This is a genomic window from Sutcliffiella horikoshii, assembly GCF_044809035.1.
Lineage (GTDB): Bacteria > Bacillota > Bacilli > Bacillales > Bacillaceae_I > Sutcliffiella_A > Sutcliffiella_A horikoshii_G.
On sequence record NZ_CP085237.1, the window covers coordinates 2749993 to 2769334 of the forward strand.

Consider the following 19342-nt stretch of genomic DNA (forward strand, 5'->3'; position numbering starts at 1 on the left):
TTTCAGTTGTCTATTAAATTCATTCTTAGCTTTTTAGACATTTGTTTGGATCAATTCTTCAACTGGCTGGCCAATAGTTTGCGGTTTGTATTAAGATCTCATTACGAGAGTCCATTTTTTTCTGAAGTACTGTTTTACCTTATTCACTATACTGCAAGATTAATAACTATTGTACATAGAAAAAGAACCTACCCTGTTCTAGATAAGCTCCCGATTGCAGAAGAAAATTATTTAAAGTGATTAATAAAGCCCTATTCTTTTGTTTCAAATCATCTTCCATTATTTGAAAAGATTTATTCTTAAAAAATCCACTAGGTTCTGTTGAATAAATAAGAATACTAACCATCCACTAATTCCAATAAAAATAGAAGCGTATAAATTAATTGATTGCTTTAATGACAGATAAACCATAAGTAGTAAAACAGCAGTAGCAGGAAATCCCCATAAAACACCAAGAACAAACTTACTCAAGCTCTCACTGGATTCACCTTGAACATATAACCAGATTATACTTAACAAACTTACGAGAGGAAGGGCTGCTATAACTCCTCCATATGTAGGAAATCGCCGAGCAATCTCCGTTACTATACCGATTATCACTGCTGATACGAGAATCTTAGTCAACAGGTACATTTTTCGCACGCTCCCTCAATAATTTAAAGGCAGACTCTACTAACGACTTTTCATCTGAAGACAAATCCCCCCATATATCAGTTAACTTGTTTTCGTCTAGACTTGTATTTCTTTGTAATACCTCTCTTCCTAGATCGGTTAATTTTAAGACTACCTTTCTTTCATCTAATGGATCTCTTTCTTTCATTAAATAACTTCGTTCGATAATGCGTTTAACATTTTCAGACGCTGTATTGTGAGACACATTTAGGTAGCAAGCAACTTCGTTAATGCCAATGTTCGGTTTTTTCTCAATAAGTTGCAGAACCCTAATGACCTGGTGTGTAATCTTTTCTTTATGCGGATAATGCAAATGAAAATAAATATCCGTCCAGTACTTATTTAACTCCTTGACGTTAAAACTCATTTTAAATCCACCTTTTTATATCGTATATACAGATTGTATCTTATAGTACGATATAAAACAAATAATTTCGGCGCCTCGTTATGGAAAGGCGCCTTTAACATCCTTTAAGTCCAATCAACACCACCCCAAGAGGATTGCAACTTACGGAGCAGGACAATTTGGCCGATATGGTACGTATCGTGCATCATGATATTACTGAGTAAACGCTCAGTAGAGGAGCTGTTTGCTGCATACGGACTTTTCAACTTTTCATCGTCAAGTTCCTCAATGACCTTTTTTAATTTATCTATGACCTCATTAAGGCGATGCACTGTCTGGGCCCACCCAATTTCATCTTCTGGCTCTCCTTGATTTCCAAAGGTTTCTTCATTATCTTCTGCCTTATGAGGATTCTCTGTGCCCTTCATTCGATGGATTACGTCTTCATTCCAAAATATCAAGTGGTTGACAATCTGCCAAATCGAATTGCTGATTCCAGAACTTGTCCATGCCGCTTCTGCTGCAGTAACTCCTTGAAGCGCCTGATCCATAGATGCAAACCACTCATTCTCATGGCAATGCATGTCAAGTTGTTCTAAAAACATTTTTGTTACAACTTGCATAAAATCAATCCCCTCACTGTTTAATTGCTTCCAAAGGAAATACGCCATTCTTTAAATGAAAATACAACCAATCACGCACTATGAATTATTCGACTCATCCAGCTTTGATTCCTTTAAAATAATTAAAAAGCAACTTTCAGGGAATGTCCGCTACAATAACTTTGCCATATAATACTCATCATAAGCTCTATCATTTATCATAAGTGAGTTTCTTTTCGTTCCTTCTATATCAAAACCACTTTTCTTGTAAAGTGCTACACCTGACTCGTTTTCGGTAACAACTGTTAACTCTAATCGTGAAATGTTTTGTTTTAAAGCCCAAATTGAAGCATGATCAAACAGTTTTGTACCTATTCCTTTTCCTCTATATTCTTGTAAAATACCTATTACAAGATATGCAGAATGCTTTGTTCTTTTAACGCTTCCGCCCATTACAAATAAGTATCCAAAGAATTTGCCATTCTCTTCTGCTATAAATATTGTTGAATTTTTTTGCTTATCAATTATTTCTATCCTTTTTTTCTGCTGTTCAAGAGTCATTTCTCGTTCCCCTGGCTCCATAAGCATAAAAGCAGATGTAGTCTCAACTTCCTCTATTAAGATTAATAAACTTTCTGCATCTTCGATTCTAATTTCTCTAATTATCATTCCAAACTCTCCCCATTCCTAGTTCAGTCCAACTCTTATGTATGGAGCGATCCATTGTGCTGCAATCACTCCAAATTTGCGGAAGATCCATTCAGATTCCTTCACTAGTTAGTATCTACGTCTCAATTATAGTGTCAGCAAATTTTATTGGGGTAAAGCTATTAATATAATATTCTTCTGCCTGCCAATATCTCTTTTCAAACTTTTCTCGATTAAGTTTTGTTTTTTCAGATTCACGAGAAAATCTTTTTTGTCGTGAACAATTCAAAAATAATACCTTGTCATAAAAGTCTTTCCACTCCTTGCGTTGGAGAAAAACTCCTTCAATAATTATTAGTCCATCCTGAGGCAACTTGATTTTTCTATTGTCATGCCTATCAGTTTTATTATCATAAAACGGTAGTTCAACATGTTGGCATTCTCTTAGTTTTTCAAATAAGTTCTTTCTTAATTTATCTACGTCCCACTGCAAATAAAAATACTCATACCACTCTTCAAATCCCGTATTATAACGTTGACTTCGCTTAACGATGTGATCATCAATATGAAAGATAGTGTAATCAATACCTTCTTTTTTCAAGTAATCACTTAAATGCTCTACAAAAGTTGTTTTTCCAGAACGGCTTAATCCATCTACGGCAAGGATGTGATTAGAATTAACTAATGCAATCAGATTAGAAATATCATAATTTTCGATCAACATGATTACAACCTTTCCCTTTTGCTGCCATCGCTCCCTCTTATCTTAACAACGAAGTTATATAAACTGTCCCCCAATAAAGAAAACTCATAGTTAAAAACACAGATCCAAATACAGTAATTGCTTTTGGTATTTTTCCATACAAATAAATTATTGCTAATCCTATAAATAAATGAAAAATAATAAAAAGAAAAATACTCACACATTTCACCCCTGCCAAATTTTAAGATTTTTTATTTGGTGATTATATACTTATTATTCCATTTAAATGCCCACTTCTTTTGCAAGGAGCGGTCCACTTGCAGCAATAGCTCCCAGTTTGCGGAATAACAATTTATTTTTTATCTCTTATCTCTTCCAATATTTCTATTACACGATTGTTTTGTTTTTCAATAGTTTTTAACCTTTTTTCAATTATGCTTGATGAGAAAAACACAATTAGTACGATAGCTGTTAAAATTATCAAATCCATCTCTATTCCCCCGTTTATGGACTTGTTTATCTGTACGTCCAACTGGTTTAAATTATTTGCTTGTTCATGTATTCCGCCCATTTTTAATTTCACCTTACATAAAAATTTTGCATTTGGGCAAAATTATAGAAACAAAACTTTAACTTATTGGAGTATAACATTTATGATTTTACTTTCTCTTTTATTAATGTTAGGTGGGTTATTGATTATTAATGCAATTTACGCTTACCAATCTAAGCATATTGACTCTAATTTTTTTCATACTTTATGGTACTATATTAAACTTGTACCTTTTTTCCTGTCTGCGAGTATGATGATCGGATACGGTGTGAAATATTTAACAAAAATTGTAGGTAACTTAACCTTTTCACTTATTGTATCTAAAGGAATGGAAATCCTAGTTTGTATTGTAATTGGATACATATTTTTCAAAGAAATCCCCAATTGGCGCACAGGATTCGGTATTACAATTATATTATTTGGTTTTTGGATATTAAAAGGAAAATAAGAAAAAACTGTTAAGTGGCAGAAAGGTTTTATAAATGACAATCATAACCGCTTGTGAATGGGGCTCAATCCTCTTTATGTAATAAGTTTCCTACACTCTCAAAAGAGCTTCCTAAAACTGAGTTTAACTACTTGCAATACTTGTCTATAGTAAGATTCAAAAATGACTTTCCATTTCTTTTACACAATAATTGAATATTATATAAATGGTGTGACAATAAGTCATTATTTCTTACCTTTTCGTTCTAAAAGTATAGGTGCTATATTTAGTAAGATAGAAACAATTGTCAAAAACCATAATGCCCTTTCCATACCAGGTACTACATCCATTAACGCAGCCCAATCTTCTACTTCTACCCACATCGATACAAGACTGTATTCTGCACAAAGTGTTAATGCTGTAAATGACAATCCCATCGCCATAGCGAGCCTATAATCCTTTCCTGCTGCAAACATATAAAGATTTATAAAAGTGATCACTATTGCAATAATCCCTAGTACTACCCACATAACAATTCCTCCAAATATTTTTATAAAATAATGCAAAATTGCTTCATCTCAATTTCTTTGCATTTTTTTCGTTTGCTTAATTCCAATTATTTCATAATCTAAAAATTCCTTCAATAAGATATTTTCCTTGGCCAAAATAAAAACGAGCACTAATCCTTGTTACAGGTTAGCGCCCATTTGTTGAAGAACGTATATATATTTCTAACTAGCCGCCATAATGCGGTGTGTTTGTGTGTTCTATTGATGATTTTTTCAGTGGAAACTAATTTATAATTCGTTTGTTAACTTCAATCGTAATGAATTCCGGCAAATAATTTGGTGTACATCCTTTTGATACCATTTCATCTTTGTAGAGTCCCGTTTTCTCACCAAGTTTTATACAACGTGCTCGATACTTTTCGTCATACACGCCTATCCATCCTGCGGTGAAATTCATAGCCCATTGAACTTCCGGTACTTCCTGCGTAATATTAGATTCAATTGTAGATAGTAAGTCTGCGGTGTTATCAGGCGGTGTCTGACCAGTCCATCTCAATCGAGCTTGATAATACCAGAAGGCACGCCTTTGAAGAGCAGAATGACTATTTTCCCATGACACCATCAATGCAATGTTCTTCTTGTCTTTGGTGAGTTGATTAGCCATTAACCAATCCATTAAGTTATTTCGCTCATCAAAAGTGTGGATCTGCATATCCTTATCAAGCTTATTTAGCACGTCTTGTGAAAGAAGTTTTTTGTCTATAATTAAAATTGCTAATAGTCTGGGCATAAACTCTTTGGTTGACCAAAGTTCCATGGCTAGTTCGTGATCTTTTTTAATGTCCTTTGCGATTTTTCGTAAGTCGCCTAGCTTAGTATTACTATTAATTTGAGATAGAATATTTTCTGCTTTTGAAGAGCGTTTTATTTCTGTATCTTTTTTTTCATCCATTTTATACAACTCCTTTTTTGACGGATGTATCTGTTAAACAAGAACTCTCTAATCTCATTTTACAATCCATAAAAATTTTATTTGGGTCAGACATTCTTCTTCAAGTCGTCACCCTCTCATATATTCAAGTACAACCTATTATTTCAAATGAAAGACATTTACTCAAGGTGCATTTCCCATAAAAAAGGAATCTTACCTTAGTTGAATTTAAGCTCTTAATTACGGTAGATATCAATAAATTTTTTTTATGTTGTGGATGAATAGTAAATGACCCCGGTCCAATACCGAGGTCATTTACTTTTTTCATAAGTTAATATTAATGAGTATGTCCATGCCCTTCTTCTTCAAGCAAGTGAGTTAATCCTAATTCTTCTAGAATGCTTAATAGGTTTACACCATCTACTTCTTCTTTGGGTTCAGGGGCATTTTTCAGCAAAGTATTTTGCTCTAAATAGTTCCTTACGACAAACCTCATGTCGTTTTCACCCACAGTACCGTCGTGGTCAAGATCGGCTGGACGTTCGTTTGAGCCGTAATGCTTTTTCATTTCTAGAGCATCTATGATATCAATGACTCCATCTTGATTTACATCTCCAGCAAGTGTCATGGCATAAAAAATGTATGTCATTCTACCTACGTCTACTCCGTTAAACTCATCTCCAAGGTGGCTAACTTCCACTACTCGCTCAAAGTGACCTGGTAGTTTAACAGAAAGTGTATATGGTTCATCTGTTGTAGGAAGGCCTTTGAAGATATATCTTGCTGCACTATTTATAGTCCCTTCATACACGGTTCCATCTTTTGAAGTCAGAGTAGCTGTTATTCCTGCGTTTAGCATGTCTTTCGTATAATCTAACCAAACTCCGCTCATGAATGCTTCCGGTAGAATTCCGCCTTCAAGTTGCGAAACAGTTGGCAAGATGTTGAATCCTTGACCAAACCTTTGCACATCACTAGAACCGTTATCATCATGAACGGTTGCCTTAGTTATATTAATATTCTGGATCCACTTTGCATAAGTAGCGTGATTTTCCTTCACAGTAAACGAAAGATCAAGTAACGGCATTTCATGAATACCTTCAATTTGACTATTTAATTCAAGCTGAATTCCCAACACTGCATTTGTACCAATGGTAGATGAACTAGTACTGATTGTCCCTTCTACTCCTTTGTCATCTAGTAATTGTTGCAATTCACTACTAATCTTCACATCTTCAAGCGTAAAAATATTTTGTGGGAATCGTAATTCTAAATTTGCTTTTTGCATTTTTTCTATATGTTGTGAAGATAACTTAACAGATACATCTTCTCCATATTTTACATCAATATTTTCAGAAGCAAGCTTTACGTAAGGTATGCCTGCTTTGATTAAATGGTAGGTTGAGTGCGGATGCTCTTGCATCCCGTTCATCGCTAAGTCTAATGTTCTAAGTGTAAACCTTGTAGTATTCGTTCCTTCATTCAACTTCAAATCCGTAGTAAAACTTCCGTCATCGGCTACCTCTAAATTTTTCGCGTTATAACGTGTAAGGTTTAAAAGGGTTACTTCGTTAGGAGCCTGTGATGTTTCCATACCATATTGGTTTAATACTTCTACGTGTTCATCAAAAATTTTTCCAGAAATAGTTAGCCCATTCTCATCTACTTCATATACTCCACCAAGATTGTTCATTGTTAATTCTGGCAATGTATTTTCAATAAATAACGGCTGGCTTTTACTGAAAACTTTCCCATTATCAGCTCTTGAAACTGCCTCTATCTCATAATTTCCGGGAGGTGCTAATTGTTTCGCATATTCAACCGGATGATCTTGGTTGCCGGTAAACGGGAAGTATAATCCAACAAACCCAAATTCCATACCGAATAATGTGTCTTCGTTTATATCTCCTTGATAGGATTCAATGATGCCTAACGCCTTACCAGTATCTCTTTCTTTAAGAACCAAGTCTAGGGCTACCATCGGGCTATTAAACGAGAATAAGACAGGAGTATAACCCATATAGCCATGATTATAGTCTCTTCGCGTTGTAAAACTCGTGTATGGAACAATTAATTCTTTAATCCCTTGTTTCATTAACACAGTGCCAAATGGAATATGGTATTGTTCGTTCTCGTCTTCCCGATTTGTCAATACAACCATTCCTTCATAGTAACCAGGCTCTGCATCTTTAGAAAATTCGAGCGTCACATCTCTTGTCATCGATTTTTTATGTGGTACTGTTAGATTTTTAGGTAGAGTTAGTTTCACTCCGTTTTCATCTAGTTTCTTTGAACCATTTGTATGGTTTTCTATAAATGAAACCGAGAATTTCTTGACCTTGTTACTATTGTTGGAAACTGTAATTGGCAACTTATACTTCATTTCCTTTTCAGAAGTATAGTAACTGCCAAAGCTTAAGCTGCCGCCATTTTCTACTAAAAGCTCTCCTTGGTGATTTTTTGTTTCCTGCCTAACAGAAATCGAGGTTTCTGTTTGTACCGCTTCATAAATATTGATTCTACCGGCACCACTTTCCCAAACACTTGTATTTCCGTTCAATTTTTCTGCGGTATTCATCAATGCTGCTTTGACTTGCTCTGGAGTAAGGTCTGGTTTAGCTTGAAGTAGTAGTGCAACTGCCCCAGCTACGTGAGGTGCCGCCATAGAAGTACCAGATGCTCTTCTATAGGAAGAGGTATAATCTTCTGTGTTAGTTGGATCCACTGTAAAGGCAGGAACCGTAGAGAAAACGTCCACTCCTGGAGCTACCACTTCCGGCTTGATGTCGTAAGTCAGTCGACTTGGCCCTTTTGAGCTGAATCCTGCAAGTACGTCCCCATCGGTTTTCACTGAAGATACATTTTGAAAAGATAATTTTGTTGTCTCTTTTTCTACTAACTGCTTAATTATCAAACCTTGGTCATACGTTAATGAAAAACTAGGAATATATGCATTTGCCTCTCCTAAGTAAAATGGGATATGCCCTTCTTCCTGGTTGTTATTGTACATAACAACTGCCTTGGCACCATTTTCTTTCGCAAAGACCACCTTGTCATGTAGAGCAAAATCACCTCTGGCTACTAAAACAACTTTTCCTTGCACATCTTTCCCTTGATAATCTTGCCTTGTCCCCTTTTGCACATAAACTATTTCTGTAGGGCTTTTCAAGAAGGACTGTAAATCTGCCATATAATCTTTACCTAGTAAAGGTAATTGTGTAAAAGTGTCATTGGCTGTTCCAGATTCATATGTTGCATCCATTGTTGGCCTTGAGATGGAGTAGCTGGATGCTCCGACTGCTATTCCCAGTGTGGAAGTCGCTGGAGAACCAATAGAGAAAGAGCCTAACGAACCCGAATTTCCTGAAGCTATTACCGCTACTACACCCGCTTTTACTGCGTTATCAATTGCCACTGCACTAGGATCAAATGGATGGTTTGCAGAAGAGCCTAACGATAAATTAATAACGTCCATCCCATCTTCTACAGCTTTTTCAATACCATCAATGACGATAGACATCATTCCTGATCCATAGGGACCTAAGACTCTATAACCGTATAAGTCTGCTTCTGGAGCAACCCCTGTTACAGCGTATTCCGATTCATTTGCCCCGTTTCCTGCAATAGAACCTGCAACATGTGTTCCATGTGACGTATAATAGGTGGTTTCTGACCATGGGTTTCTTTCCGGTTGACCTGAATTGAGCCAATCTTCAAATGTTGTTTCCATTGGGTCATTATCATCGTCTATTAAGTCATAGCCACCTTTGTACACTTGCTGTAAGTCAGGGTGGTTATAATCAATTCCTGTGTCAAGGACCCCTACCTTAATGCCTTTACCTGTAATTCCTTCCTCATGTAATCTATCAGCATTGATTTGTTTAATACTATCAAGTGCAGGAGATTCATTCGAAACTTTAGGAGATGCTACAGGCTCTACTGTCACCTCAAAATCTTCCCAAATCGCTTTTACGTATTCTAATTCCAATAATTTAGGGACTTCTTTGGAAGGTAGTGTCATAGAAACCCCATTAAAAGTTAGATCATAATTTCTTTTGATTTTTGCTTCCGAAGACTTAACTTTTGCGACATTTTTTTGAACGAAGCTTTTAAATTTATGATGTGTTTTACTTACTTTTTCTCTTTCTTTACTTAATGTTGTAGAAATTCCTTTTGCTTTCTTATTCTCGACTTCCACGATTGATGGCTCATCAGTGAATTGAACAATAATATTCACATCTTTGTCTGACTGAATATTCAAATCTGGAAATAATATTTTAGACTGCATACCTGTTGTTCCAGAGATTTCTCTCATTTTTTCACGATCATAACCTGTTACATTTTTTAAGTATTCTTCCACGTCATCAATCTGTTCACTTGTTGCTCTAACTTCATGTTGTCCAGGAAATACACTGCTAATCACCAACAAACTTACGAATAAAACGGATAATAGATACCGAAACCTACTCATTTTGACCTCCTAGTTTTCTAAATTTTCTTTCTACTTAAGGCTATAATAGAGAAGGTTTTTTGTCAGTTGGGGTTTTTAATTAATTCTTTAGACCTAATCATTGAAAATTTCCCATATGGAAAACCGTTGTAAGAAAACGGTAGAAACATTACACTTTAGGAAGAAATTTGAGTGAGGTGAATGATATGATGAAATGGTGGATTGTAGTGCTCGCTTCATTAATTGGACTAACTGTTTATTTTACACTTCAAAGATATGATTTATTTTATGTTGAGGTAACCATTCCTTCGTCTTTATTAGTGATATTAATGAGGAGGAGCGAATTTCCAGCTCAGAAAAGGAAGGAATCCTGGTTACCAAAAATGAGGATGGATCCATGACATATAGAATGAATAGATTAAAACATTACGAGAAAAAGTCTGAACATAAGAAAACATTCTACATACCATCCAAGATATCATAGCTGATGATGAGTACTATGAACCTATAAATGATGTGACCCATAACAAATCCCTTAACAATTTACTTTTTTCATAGATAGGTCTAAGAGTGAGGGGAGTCTTGGATTAGATAGAATTGTATCTTTGTTAATTGGCATGAATGCTGCTCTGTACCTATTGTACAATGGAGCCTCACTGGACAACTATCACGTAAATGTCCGCCTGCAAAACATGGACACGTATGAAATCATTAGTGAAACAACTCTTCCGTAGAGTGGACGGTGCTACAATTGCTACCAGTAATATGATCAAACCTATCGAAACTCTGAAAAGTAATTTTCTTTTTTACCCAATTAAACTCCCCCTTTGTAAAATAGCTTACCATAAGCTGCCATCTTTGCTTTCTAAAGTATTCTGCTCCCATTGCTTAATTCCAATATTTTATAATTTACAAATCCATACAATATGCTTACACTCTGGTAAAAATAAAATGAGCGCTGATCCTTGTTCCTAGATCGCGCCCTATGGAGGAATGATTTAAGTTAAAATATCAGATTACGAATGTACAAAATACCATATAACAAAGCCCCACCAACAGGAAGGTTTTTTTTCCTCTGCATTTTGATTTCTAATTGTAGGTTTTCCATGATGATTCACCTTTCTAGTATTCTATGCTTTCTACTAGTATATAATTTCATTTCAAATCTAAATAGATAAAAAAAAACCAGCCATACTAGACTGGTCTTATCCTTTCATTTTATCCCCTACAAATTGGACATCTGTTCCAACAATTACTTGCAGGTTTGTTTGGTTTACTTTTATGACCCCTTTGGCCCCATGTTGTTTTAATGAATTTTCTTGTACTTTACTCATATCCTTGATTGTTAACCTGAGTCTTGTTGTACAGTAATCAACCGCAGCAATATTTTCCTTACCACCTATATCATCAATAAAATTACGAGCCATTACAGAATATTTATCTTCACCTGTTCCACCTGTTCCTTTTTCTTCTATTATATCTTCTTCATCTTCCCGACCTGGTGTTTTTAAATTAAAGGTCCTAATAAGAAAATAGAAAACAAAGAAATAGATTGCACCATAAGCCAAACCGATGATTAAAAGTAACAACGGCTGTTGTGCTATCCCCCAATTCAGGAAAAAGTCGATGGCACCGGCAGAGAATCCGAAACCATGCTTAACATCCAATAAGTAAACAATAACCATGGAGCTTGCTGTTAATAATGCATGTATGACGTATAAAAACGGAGCCAGGAACATGAAAGTAAACTCAATCGGCTCTGTAATACCAGTTAAAAATGAAGTAAAGGCGATACCAATCAGCATTCCTGATACAGCTTTACGGCGATGTTTTTTTGCTGTTGCAACCATCGCCAGCGCTGCAGCAGGCAAACCGAACATCATGACAGGGAAGAAACCGGCCATAAAAATACCAGCTGAAGGGTCACCAGCAAAGAATCGATTTAAATCCCCAGTAGCACCATTATATTCTCCAAATACAAACCATACTAAACTATTGAGTACATGGTGCAAACCTATTGGAATGAGAAGACGGTTCAAGAATCCGAAGATACCAACTCCTACAGCTCCTGCATCTATTATCCACTGACCGATGTTGTTAATAAATTCTTGGATTGGAGCCCAAATGACACCAAATATTCCCGCTAAGATTACCATCACAGTAGCGGTAATAATAGGAACAAATCGTCTTCCTGCGAAAAACCCAAGCCAATCAGGCATTTTAATATCATGAAACCTGTTGTAAAGCAATCCTGCTACAACCCCTGATATTATCCCGCCAAGTACGGCCATATCAATCTCTTCATTGATTGCTTGCGTGCCACTTACCAATACCAGGTATCCTATAGCAGCAGCCAAGGCCGCAGATCCATTATTGTCTTTGGCGAAACCAATCGCTATCCCAATAGCAAATATAAGCGCAAGATTAGCAAATACTGCGTTCCCTGCATTTGCAATAAATTCAATACCCAATAAGTCCTCTTGTCCAATTCTTAATAATATTGCTGCAGCGGGAAGCACAGCAATCGGCAACATTAGTGATTTTCCGATTTTCTGTAAAAAACCAATCATTTATATCAATCCTCCTTAATCTTTTGTAAGTGCTTGCAACGAAGTAATACTAGCACATCTTACAAATAGTTGTCTATACCAATATTTCTGAAAAACACTTAAGATATCCATTATCAAACGATCAACAGAATAAAATTGGTATATACAACTATACATAATTCTGTTAGAATCAACATATAATAGTCGTGAAAGGAGACTTACATGAGTACTTTCTTAAATAGTTATTCCCTGCTTTCCGTCAATCTAATAAAAGAGAAAACAATTCAAGAAACTGGATTTATTAAAGTTAAAGAAGGAAAAATTTTCGAAATCGGAGCTATGGATCACTATCAAAACACTGAAAATCTGCAGGAAATTCGATTTTCCTCCGATCTGTATGCTGCCCCAGGGTTCATAGACATCCATATACACGGTTTAAACGGAGCTGACACGATGGATGCTTCTGAAGAGTCATTGAAAACAATGGCAGCAACATTGCCACAGGAAGGTACAACTAGCTATTTAGCAACAACTATTACGCAAGAGCGATCTGTTATTGAAGCAGCCTTACGCACAGTAAATAACTATTTAAAAATAGAGAAAAATGATTCAATAGGCAGTGAATTACTTGGAATACATTTGGAGGGTCCATTTATATCCCCGAAGCGCGCAGGTGCACAGCCATTAGAACATATTGTGAATCCAGATATCCAATTATTTGAAAGCTGGCAGGTTGAGTCCGGAAACCAAATTAAAGTGGTTACCATGGCACCCGAGCAGCCTAACGGAATAGAATTTGTCCATCATTTAACGAAAAATAAGGTCATCACTTCCATCGGACACTCTGATGCTGTTTATGATGAAATGCTCGAAGCTATGGAAGCAGGTGCAGAACACGTTACACATTTTTATAACGGGATGCGCGGCAGCCACCATCGTGAACCGGGTGTTGTAGGTGCCGGACTTGCCCATGATGACCTGTTGGTCGAAATGATAGCTGACGGTATTCACGTTCACCCTGCAGTCGTAAAAGCAACCTATCTTGCCAAGGGAGCAGATAGAATTCTTTTAATAACAGATTCCATGAGAGCAAAGTGGCTCGAAGATGGAGAATATGAATTGGGTGGCCAAAAAGTCGAAGTGGCAAACAATACTGCACTACTTGAAAATGGCACACTTGCAGGAAGTGTTCTAAAAATGAATGAAGCATTAAGAAATATGAAAAAATTCACAGGCTGTACACTAGTAGAAGCCGTCAGAATGGCTTCTTCAACCCCTGCAAAAAGACTTAATGTTTGGGAAAGAAAAGGAAGTATCGAAGTTGGTAAAGATGCTGATATTGTAATCATGAATCAAAATTGCGAAGTCAAGATGACCTTTTGTAAGGGTCAATTAGTTTATAAAGGAGAGTAGGCCAAAATGGATATTATCACCGCTAATACTTATGACGATCTAAGTCAAGTAGCTGCTGAAATTATTATTAATAAAGTTAAACTGAATCCTAACCTTGTAATTGGAATGGCAACAGGAAGCACACCAACAAAACTCTACGAATTTTTGATAAAAGACTATAAGGAAAACGGTACCTCCTATCAAGGTATAACTACTTTTAATCTGGATGAATATGTTGGTTTAGATAAAAATGATTCGAACAGTTATTACGAATATATGAATAGAAACTTATTCAAACATATCAACATCAGTATAGAAAATACTCATATTCCGAACGGAAAAGCAGAAGATCTCGAAATAGAATGCAGAAATTATGAACAGAAACTCCATAACAAAGGTCCTGTAGATATCCAAATCTTAGGTTTAGGAGAAAATGGACATATTGGTTTTAATGAACCTGGAACCCGTTTTGACAGCAGAACTCATGTTGTAAAACTTACAGAATCGACTAGAAAAGCCAATGCACGTTTTTTTGAAACGATGGAAGATGTTCCCTCTCACGCTATCACAATGGGTATAGATTCCATTATGAATGCGAAAGAAATACTACTTTTAGTGTCTGGAAAAAACAAAGCCAAAGCTTATGAACAACTGATGAATGGCAGCCTTTCTGACTCCTTTCCTGCAACTATCCTAAAAAAGCATCCTTGTGTTAGAATTATTGCAGACAATACAGTTCTTCAAAACTCCAGTATTATTGCTTGAAAGGAGATAAACAGGGTAAATGATAGATAAAAGTTCCCCCATACCATTTTATTACCAGCTAGAATCTTTCATTAAGGATCAAATTAACTCAGGTAATCTTGTTCCTGGAGATACTATACCTTCAGAGAGAGAATATGCCGAAGCTTACGGAATAAGCAGGATGACCGTTAGGCAAGCCATTAATTCACTGGTGACCGAGGGGCTTCTCTATCGTAAAAAAGGAAGCGGCACTTTTGTAGCAAATAAAAAAATCGAACAGCCACTTCAAGGCTTGACCTCCTTTACAGAGGATATGAAAAAACGAGGGATGAACCCGACAAGTGAATTGATTCATTTTGAAATAGTGCCAGCCTCCATTAATATAGCTGATGAACTTCATATCAAGGAACATGCACCTGTATATGAGATAAAAAGGATACGTTTGGCTGATGGTGAACCGATGGCACTTGAGACAAATTACCTCTCTGCTAATTTAGTCAAAGGACTAACGGAAGAAGTAGTAAACACTTCCATTTATGCTTATATCGAAGAGAAGCTAAACCTTGAAATCGCCCATGCAGATCAGATGATTGAATCCATACAAGCTTCCAGTGAAGATGCCAAACTTTTAAAAATTAATAAAGATCATCCAATGTTATACATTAAGCGAAACACATTTCTACAAGATGGGACTCCTCTGGAACTAGTAAAATCCCATTATAGGGGTGACCGATATAAATTCTACATCAAAATGAAGAGATTCGAATAGTAAGGGAGAGGTTTCATGGATACGAGTTATTTATCAGCTGTTCAACAGCTCCTGACAAAAGTGGAAGAAAAAAACAGTAAAGAGATAGAGCAGTCATCCTCTCTCCTTGCTGACTGCTTTGGAAATGAAGGCATTCTACATGTTTTTGGATGCGGCCACTCCCACATGATCGCCGAAGAAGTATTTTATAGAGCAGGTGGAATTGTCCCAATCAGACCTTTATTTGTGGAAGATCTCATGCTGCATAAGGGGGCTCTACGTTCCTCTGATTTAGAGAAAGATCCCTTGTTCGCAAAAACCTTTCTCCCTTCACAACCATTCCAACCAAATGATGTATTATTGGTTGTCTCCACATCTGGAAGAAATCCTGTTCCAATAGATGTTGCACAGTATGGGAAAAAGATGGGACTGAGGATCATGACTATATCATCTCATGCATACCACACCCTTTCTTCTCGTCATTCTACCGGTTTACATTTAGCGGCTGCAGCTGATATTGCTCTTGATAACCTTATCCCTGTAGGAGATGCATTGATAACATTACATAATCACCATTCAACCAATAGTATAGGACCAGGATCCACTATCATAAATGCAGCCATCCTGAATCAAATAATTGTTAATTCCGTTGAACTTCTTACTAAAAAAGGAAGGGAGATTCCTATATTTAAAAGCGGGAATGTTGACGGTTCTGAGGAGCACAATAACGAATTGATAAATAAGTATGGAAAGAGAATTGAATTCTTTTAAAAGTACCACCACTTCGGGTGCAATAGGAAAAGAGCCGGGCTGTCATGATCCGGCTCTTTTCCATTTAACAGTTCAGAAAAACTTATCCTATATCATCAAGCGTTCTAAAAATTTGCCGGGAGTAGGATAACTTTATAACAAATTTCTCCCGAAGGTTTCTCAGCCATTCAGGATGCTTTTCTGATTCAAGAATATCTAATTGAACGAAGGATTCTCGTATACGAATACAGTTGATGCATTCTTAGAAACCCCTAGATTTGTTGAAGGTAATTTTCATCCAGATTGGTTACCGTCCTATACCCTCTTATGAAGTTTTTCACTTGTGGCTTCTTGATATCTTCCTTATTCGCAAGAACATCTCCTAACGCAAAAACATTGGAATAATTTCTTCACCAAGAGCCAGCCCGATCAATAAGCTACCAAGTAAAAGTAAGATACTCTTACCAAAAAGGCTTTCTCTAATTACTTCTTTATCAAATAATTTGATGGATGTTGGTACAAACCCTACGCTATGAGTCGGCATATTTAACGTCGATTTGGTTTTCTCCGTTATTTCCATCAAAAAAATAGAAACCAAGATTGCAGGGCTTTCCATCAACACAACCATTGCATTCATAAAACCTTCATAATCTATACCATTGCTATCTAGAAAAGAAATGGCAGCACCATACGTAACAATACTTATAGAGCCGTAGGTAGCTGCAAGGCCAATGGAATTTTTAAGTCCATCTTCATCAGTCGCATAATACAGAGTATGATAAAAGGAACCATCCCCCTATTAGCAGCGTAGCCATAATCGGTCCAATAACAGAAGGAAGGGAGTATTGAGATAATATTATTCCGCCTTTAAGTCCTATGGCAATTAGAAGGTAAATGCTCAAACCTTCACTTAGGCCATTCGGAAATTTTAAATCGGATTTAAAAATTGCTGCTAAAAGTCCTAAAACAAAGAACAGGACTACAGGTGATAATAAGTTTGGTACAATAACTTCTGACATTGCAGGCTTCCCTCCTACATATTATTCAATAAAAAAACCGACAAATTCAGAAAAAATAGCCGTTTACAGCCACTTTCTTTCAAATTTGTCAGTTTACTTCCAATTGTTAAAATAAACCCTTGGAAAGTCTCCCTGCTTACTTTTATTTCTTGCCAACTATCTCTTCGAAGTTATTACCCAGCTTAAAGACTATAACCCGCTCTCCTGTAACAGTACTAATATTTGTATAAAAACTTTTGGTATCTTCCCCAGTAATATTTTCAATAATTTCTTTGAAATCTTCAATCCCAGACTCGACTAAATCGGAACGAGTTCTTTTTATTGATATCACCCCTTCTTTCGTGCCACATATCGTTAACTCAGCGGGTGTTAGAACTTCCTTTAAATTTACAATAATCATATCGCGCATTATATCAGTTTTAACAGACACAGAGCCGCGTCCCAAATAGTCCTTTTCCCACTGTGTCAAGGCTTTACTAATTTCTGATTCAATTGAACCTTTTGATTTCATAAGTGTTCCTCCCTTACATAACCAAAAAAATCGGTATACTTCTTATTCCCTCGTTAAGAAATATACCGATTTATCTTAATCTCTTTCTAAGTTTGAGTAAGAAAAGTCTTTTTCACACGAACAATCAATTATTAACAGTGCGCTAAAGCATTCTAAATCATCAGAAAGAATCCTGGTCTGTCGGTTACTAACTTAAATAATACTTTAACTTCCATTATCCGGGATGTAAATCTCTATCTTCATATGTACATCTTCTATTCATAATTTTAAACAACCTAATCCCTCATCCAATTAGTGACAAAACCCATTCTTTTATTTCTTTCATTCGTAAATAGGAAGGCTGTGAGTTAGTTCCTGTAACAACTAAAGGGACCAAGGAGTCTTGTTTATGCAGGCCGCCATGGCTCGCACCTCCTACATGAGTAGGGGAGCCTTCCCCGATGAACTCATAACCTGGCTTCGCACTAACAATGATGAAATCCCCTTGATGGGAATATAGACTGCTATATAGCCTTTCCAATGCATCAGGATAGTCCCCATAATGAATGCTTTTGCCCTTGACTGTCATATCCAATAAATTCAAGTTTCCTTCGATATCCCATGATTGGTTATAGGAATCAATTAATGGTCCTCCTTTTCGGAAACGAAGTTCCCCTTCCTCTTTTCCGGCCTTAACTTCTATGTAGGAGCCTTTTTTCCAAGCAATCACGTCAATTCGTTCCTCATTTTTCGCGACATGAACAAGCTCATCCATTGATAATTTTTCTTTATCTAATGTGTATACATAAGACATCCGTTCATTTACCGCCAAGACAATTTGATCGTGTGACTGAACTCCTTTTTTCAGCTTCATAATGTTGTATTCACCAAATAACTCCCTTAGATCTATCAGGGCAATTTTACGATTAGAATCAATCCATGCCTGCCCATTATCACCAATGGTAATCCAGATATTATGCTGTATGGCTTCTTCCCATGTATCATAAATATTCAGCAGTTTCTGCAAATGCCGATCAACTTTTTCTATGCCTTGAATATCCATACGACCATTCTTATGAACACGTTGGTCCAGTTCCGGAAAATATACAATTGTAAATGCGGGTAATTGGTCAGTTTCAATTAAATGAGTTAACTCCTGGACGGAAAAAGAATTGTTGAACCCAAACTTCTGCCAAAGCCGTTGAAATCGATTAGAACCACTGATTTTTTTCAACGATCCATACGTAAAAACGGTTGGTGCAAATGTGGGACGGTCTTTTTTTATGGAAGTAAACCATGTGATTAATCTCGGCAATTTATATGTATGGGACGTATTGCCTCGATAAACGAGTGCATTTATTGAAGCAGACTTTTTACCTTGCTCCTCAATCTGTTCATGGATGGTTTTTACATCTTTACTTATATGGCTTCCATTCATATGAAATAAAATATCTTCTAACGATTGGCTTATACCAAGTTTCCATAATTCACGAATATGTGTGCCATAATTTACGAGTCGATTTTCTTCACTATCAAACCAGACCAATCCCGGAAGACGATGTTCATTACAATAAGTTCCTGTCAGAATTGTCGTGTCCACATTAACAGACATAGTAGGAAAAGGACTGACCACATCAGGGAAATACTTGCCCTTCTCCATCAAAAATTTCAGTGCTGGTGCCCGGTCGCCTTTGATAGCTTCTTGTAGAGGCGTGTCCATTAATGTGTCAATTACAAGCATTATTATCGGCTTTGATTGTAGCGACACCATGTAAACCATCCTTCTTTACTTAAATTTATTCTTGTTATGGT

General features: G+C 36.4%; 19 protein-coding genes. 5 read left to right on the forward strand and 14 right to left on the reverse strand.

From position 1 onward, the window contains the following. Window positions 1–279: 279 nt before the first annotated feature. From LG307_RS14365 to LG307_RS14390, 6 genes are all read right to left on the reverse strand, one after another. Window positions 280–633 carry a DUF3147 family protein gene (locus tag LG307_RS14365; protein WP_404443209.1) on the reverse strand — a complete coding sequence of 118 codons (354 nt, stop codon included), beginning with the start codon at window positions 631–633 and terminating at the stop codon, window positions 280–282. Next, window positions 617–1039 carry a MarR family winged helix-turn-helix transcriptional regulator gene (locus LG307_RS14370; RefSeq protein ID WP_404443211.1) on the reverse strand — a complete coding sequence of 141 codons (423 nt, stop codon included), beginning with the start codon at window positions 1037–1039 and terminating at the stop codon, window positions 617–619. Before LG307_RS14370 ends, LG307_RS14365 begins: the two co-directional genes overlap by 17 nt. A 104-nt stretch (window positions 1040–1143) precedes the next feature. Further along, complete coding sequence (locus LG307_RS14375; protein ID WP_404443214.1) at window positions 1144–1641, reverse strand: DinB family protein; 498 nt, start codon at window positions 1639–1641, stop codon at window positions 1144–1146. Between the two features lie 150 nt (window positions 1642–1791). Continuing rightward, a complete protein-coding gene (locus LG307_RS14380; protein WP_404443217.1) occupies window positions 1792–2289 on the reverse strand; it encodes a GNAT family N-acetyltransferase in 498 nt (165 codons plus the stop codon). 115 nt (window positions 2290–2404) lie between these two features. Beyond that, a complete protein-coding gene (locus LG307_RS14385; protein ID WP_404443219.1) occupies window positions 2405–2992 on the reverse strand; it encodes a kinase in 588 nt (195 codons plus the stop codon). Between the two features lie 331 nt (window positions 2993–3323). Then, window positions 3324–3542 carry a hypothetical protein gene (locus LG307_RS14390; protein WP_404443222.1) on the reverse strand — a complete coding sequence of 73 codons (219 nt, stop codon included), beginning with the start codon at window positions 3540–3542 and terminating at the stop codon, window positions 3324–3326. 82 nt (window positions 3543–3624) lie between these two features. Here LG307_RS14390 and LG307_RS14395 point away from each other — a divergent pair, with 82 nt between their 5' ends. After that, entirely contained in the window at window positions 3625–3969 is a 345-nt protein-coding gene (locus tag LG307_RS14395; RefSeq protein ID WP_404443224.1) for a hypothetical protein, read from the forward strand. Between the two features lie 224 nt (window positions 3970–4193). Here the strand turns inward: LG307_RS14395 and LG307_RS14400 are convergent, their stop codons facing one another. The 4 genes from LG307_RS14400 to nagE form a co-directional block, all read right to left on the reverse strand. Next, on the reverse strand, window positions 4194–4478 hold the full coding sequence (locus LG307_RS14400) for a hypothetical protein (protein ID WP_404443227.1): 285 nt from the start codon (window positions 4476–4478) through the stop codon (window positions 4194–4196). Between the two features lie 262 nt (window positions 4479–4740). Continuing rightward, a complete protein-coding gene (locus LG307_RS14405; RefSeq protein ID WP_404443228.1) occupies window positions 4741–5409 on the reverse strand; it encodes a DNA alkylation repair protein in 669 nt (222 codons plus the stop codon). A gap of 316 nt (window positions 5410–5725) precedes the next feature. Next, window positions 5726–9859 carry a S8 family serine peptidase gene (locus LG307_RS14410; protein ID WP_404443231.1) on the reverse strand — a complete coding sequence of 1378 codons (4134 nt, stop codon included), beginning with the start codon at window positions 9857–9859 and terminating at the stop codon, window positions 5726–5728. A gap of 1184 nt (window positions 9860–11043) precedes the next feature. Further along, window positions 11044–12408, reverse strand: a complete 1365-nt coding sequence (gene nagE, locus LG307_RS14415) for an N-acetylglucosamine-specific PTS transporter subunit IIBC (protein ID WP_404443234.1) — start codon at window positions 12406–12408, stop codon at window positions 11044–11046. A gap of 201 nt (window positions 12409–12609) precedes the next feature. Between nagE and nagA the strand changes: the two genes are divergently transcribed. Genes nagA through LG307_RS14435 form a run of 4 tightly spaced genes read left to right on the forward strand, consistent with a single transcriptional unit; the run spans window position 12610 to window position 16042 of the window. Then, window positions 12610–13800, forward strand: coding sequence for an N-acetylglucosamine-6-phosphate deacetylase (nagA, locus tag LG307_RS14420; protein WP_404443237.1), 1191 nt, complete (start codon window positions 12610–12612; stop codon window positions 13798–13800). Window positions 13801–13806: 6 nt separating this feature from the next. After that, complete coding sequence (gene nagB, locus LG307_RS14425) at window positions 13807–14544, forward strand: glucosamine-6-phosphate deaminase (RefSeq protein WP_404443239.1); 738 nt, start codon at window positions 13807–13809, stop codon at window positions 14542–14544. Window positions 14545–14563: 19 nt separating this feature from the next. Next, on the forward strand, window positions 14564–15292 hold the full coding sequence (locus LG307_RS14430; protein ID WP_404443242.1) for a GntR family transcriptional regulator: 729 nt from the start codon (window positions 14564–14566) through the stop codon (window positions 15290–15292). A gap of 15 nt (window positions 15293–15307) precedes the next feature. Then, window positions 15308–16042, forward strand: a complete 735-nt coding sequence (locus tag LG307_RS14435) for a sugar isomerase domain-containing protein (protein ID WP_404443244.1) — start codon at window positions 15308–15310, stop codon at window positions 16040–16042. Between the two features lie 361 nt (window positions 16043–16403). Here LG307_RS14435 and LG307_RS14440 read toward each other — a convergent pair whose 3' ends face one another. From LG307_RS14440 to LG307_RS14455, 4 genes are all read right to left on the reverse strand, one after another. Beyond that, on the reverse strand, window positions 16404–16793 hold the full coding sequence (locus tag LG307_RS14440; RefSeq protein ID WP_404450466.1) for a sodium-dependent bicarbonate transport family permease: 390 nt from the start codon (window positions 16791–16793) through the stop codon (window positions 16404–16406). Beyond that, window positions 16777–17040, reverse strand: coding sequence for a sodium-dependent bicarbonate transport family permease (locus tag LG307_RS14445; protein ID WP_404443247.1), 264 nt, complete (start codon window positions 17038–17040; stop codon window positions 16777–16779). Before LG307_RS14445 ends, LG307_RS14440 begins: the two co-directional genes overlap by 17 nt. Before the next feature lie 142 nt (window positions 17041–17182). Continuing rightward, a complete protein-coding gene (locus LG307_RS14450; RefSeq protein ID WP_404443250.1) occupies window positions 17183–17551 on the reverse strand; it encodes a DUF2294 domain-containing protein in 369 nt (122 codons plus the stop codon). Between the two features lie 283 nt (window positions 17552–17834). Next, window positions 17835–19301 carry an alkaline phosphatase family protein gene (locus tag LG307_RS14455; protein WP_404443252.1) on the reverse strand — a complete coding sequence of 489 codons (1467 nt, stop codon included), beginning with the start codon at window positions 19299–19301 and terminating at the stop codon, window positions 17835–17837. Window positions 19302–19342 lie beyond the last annotated feature (41 nt).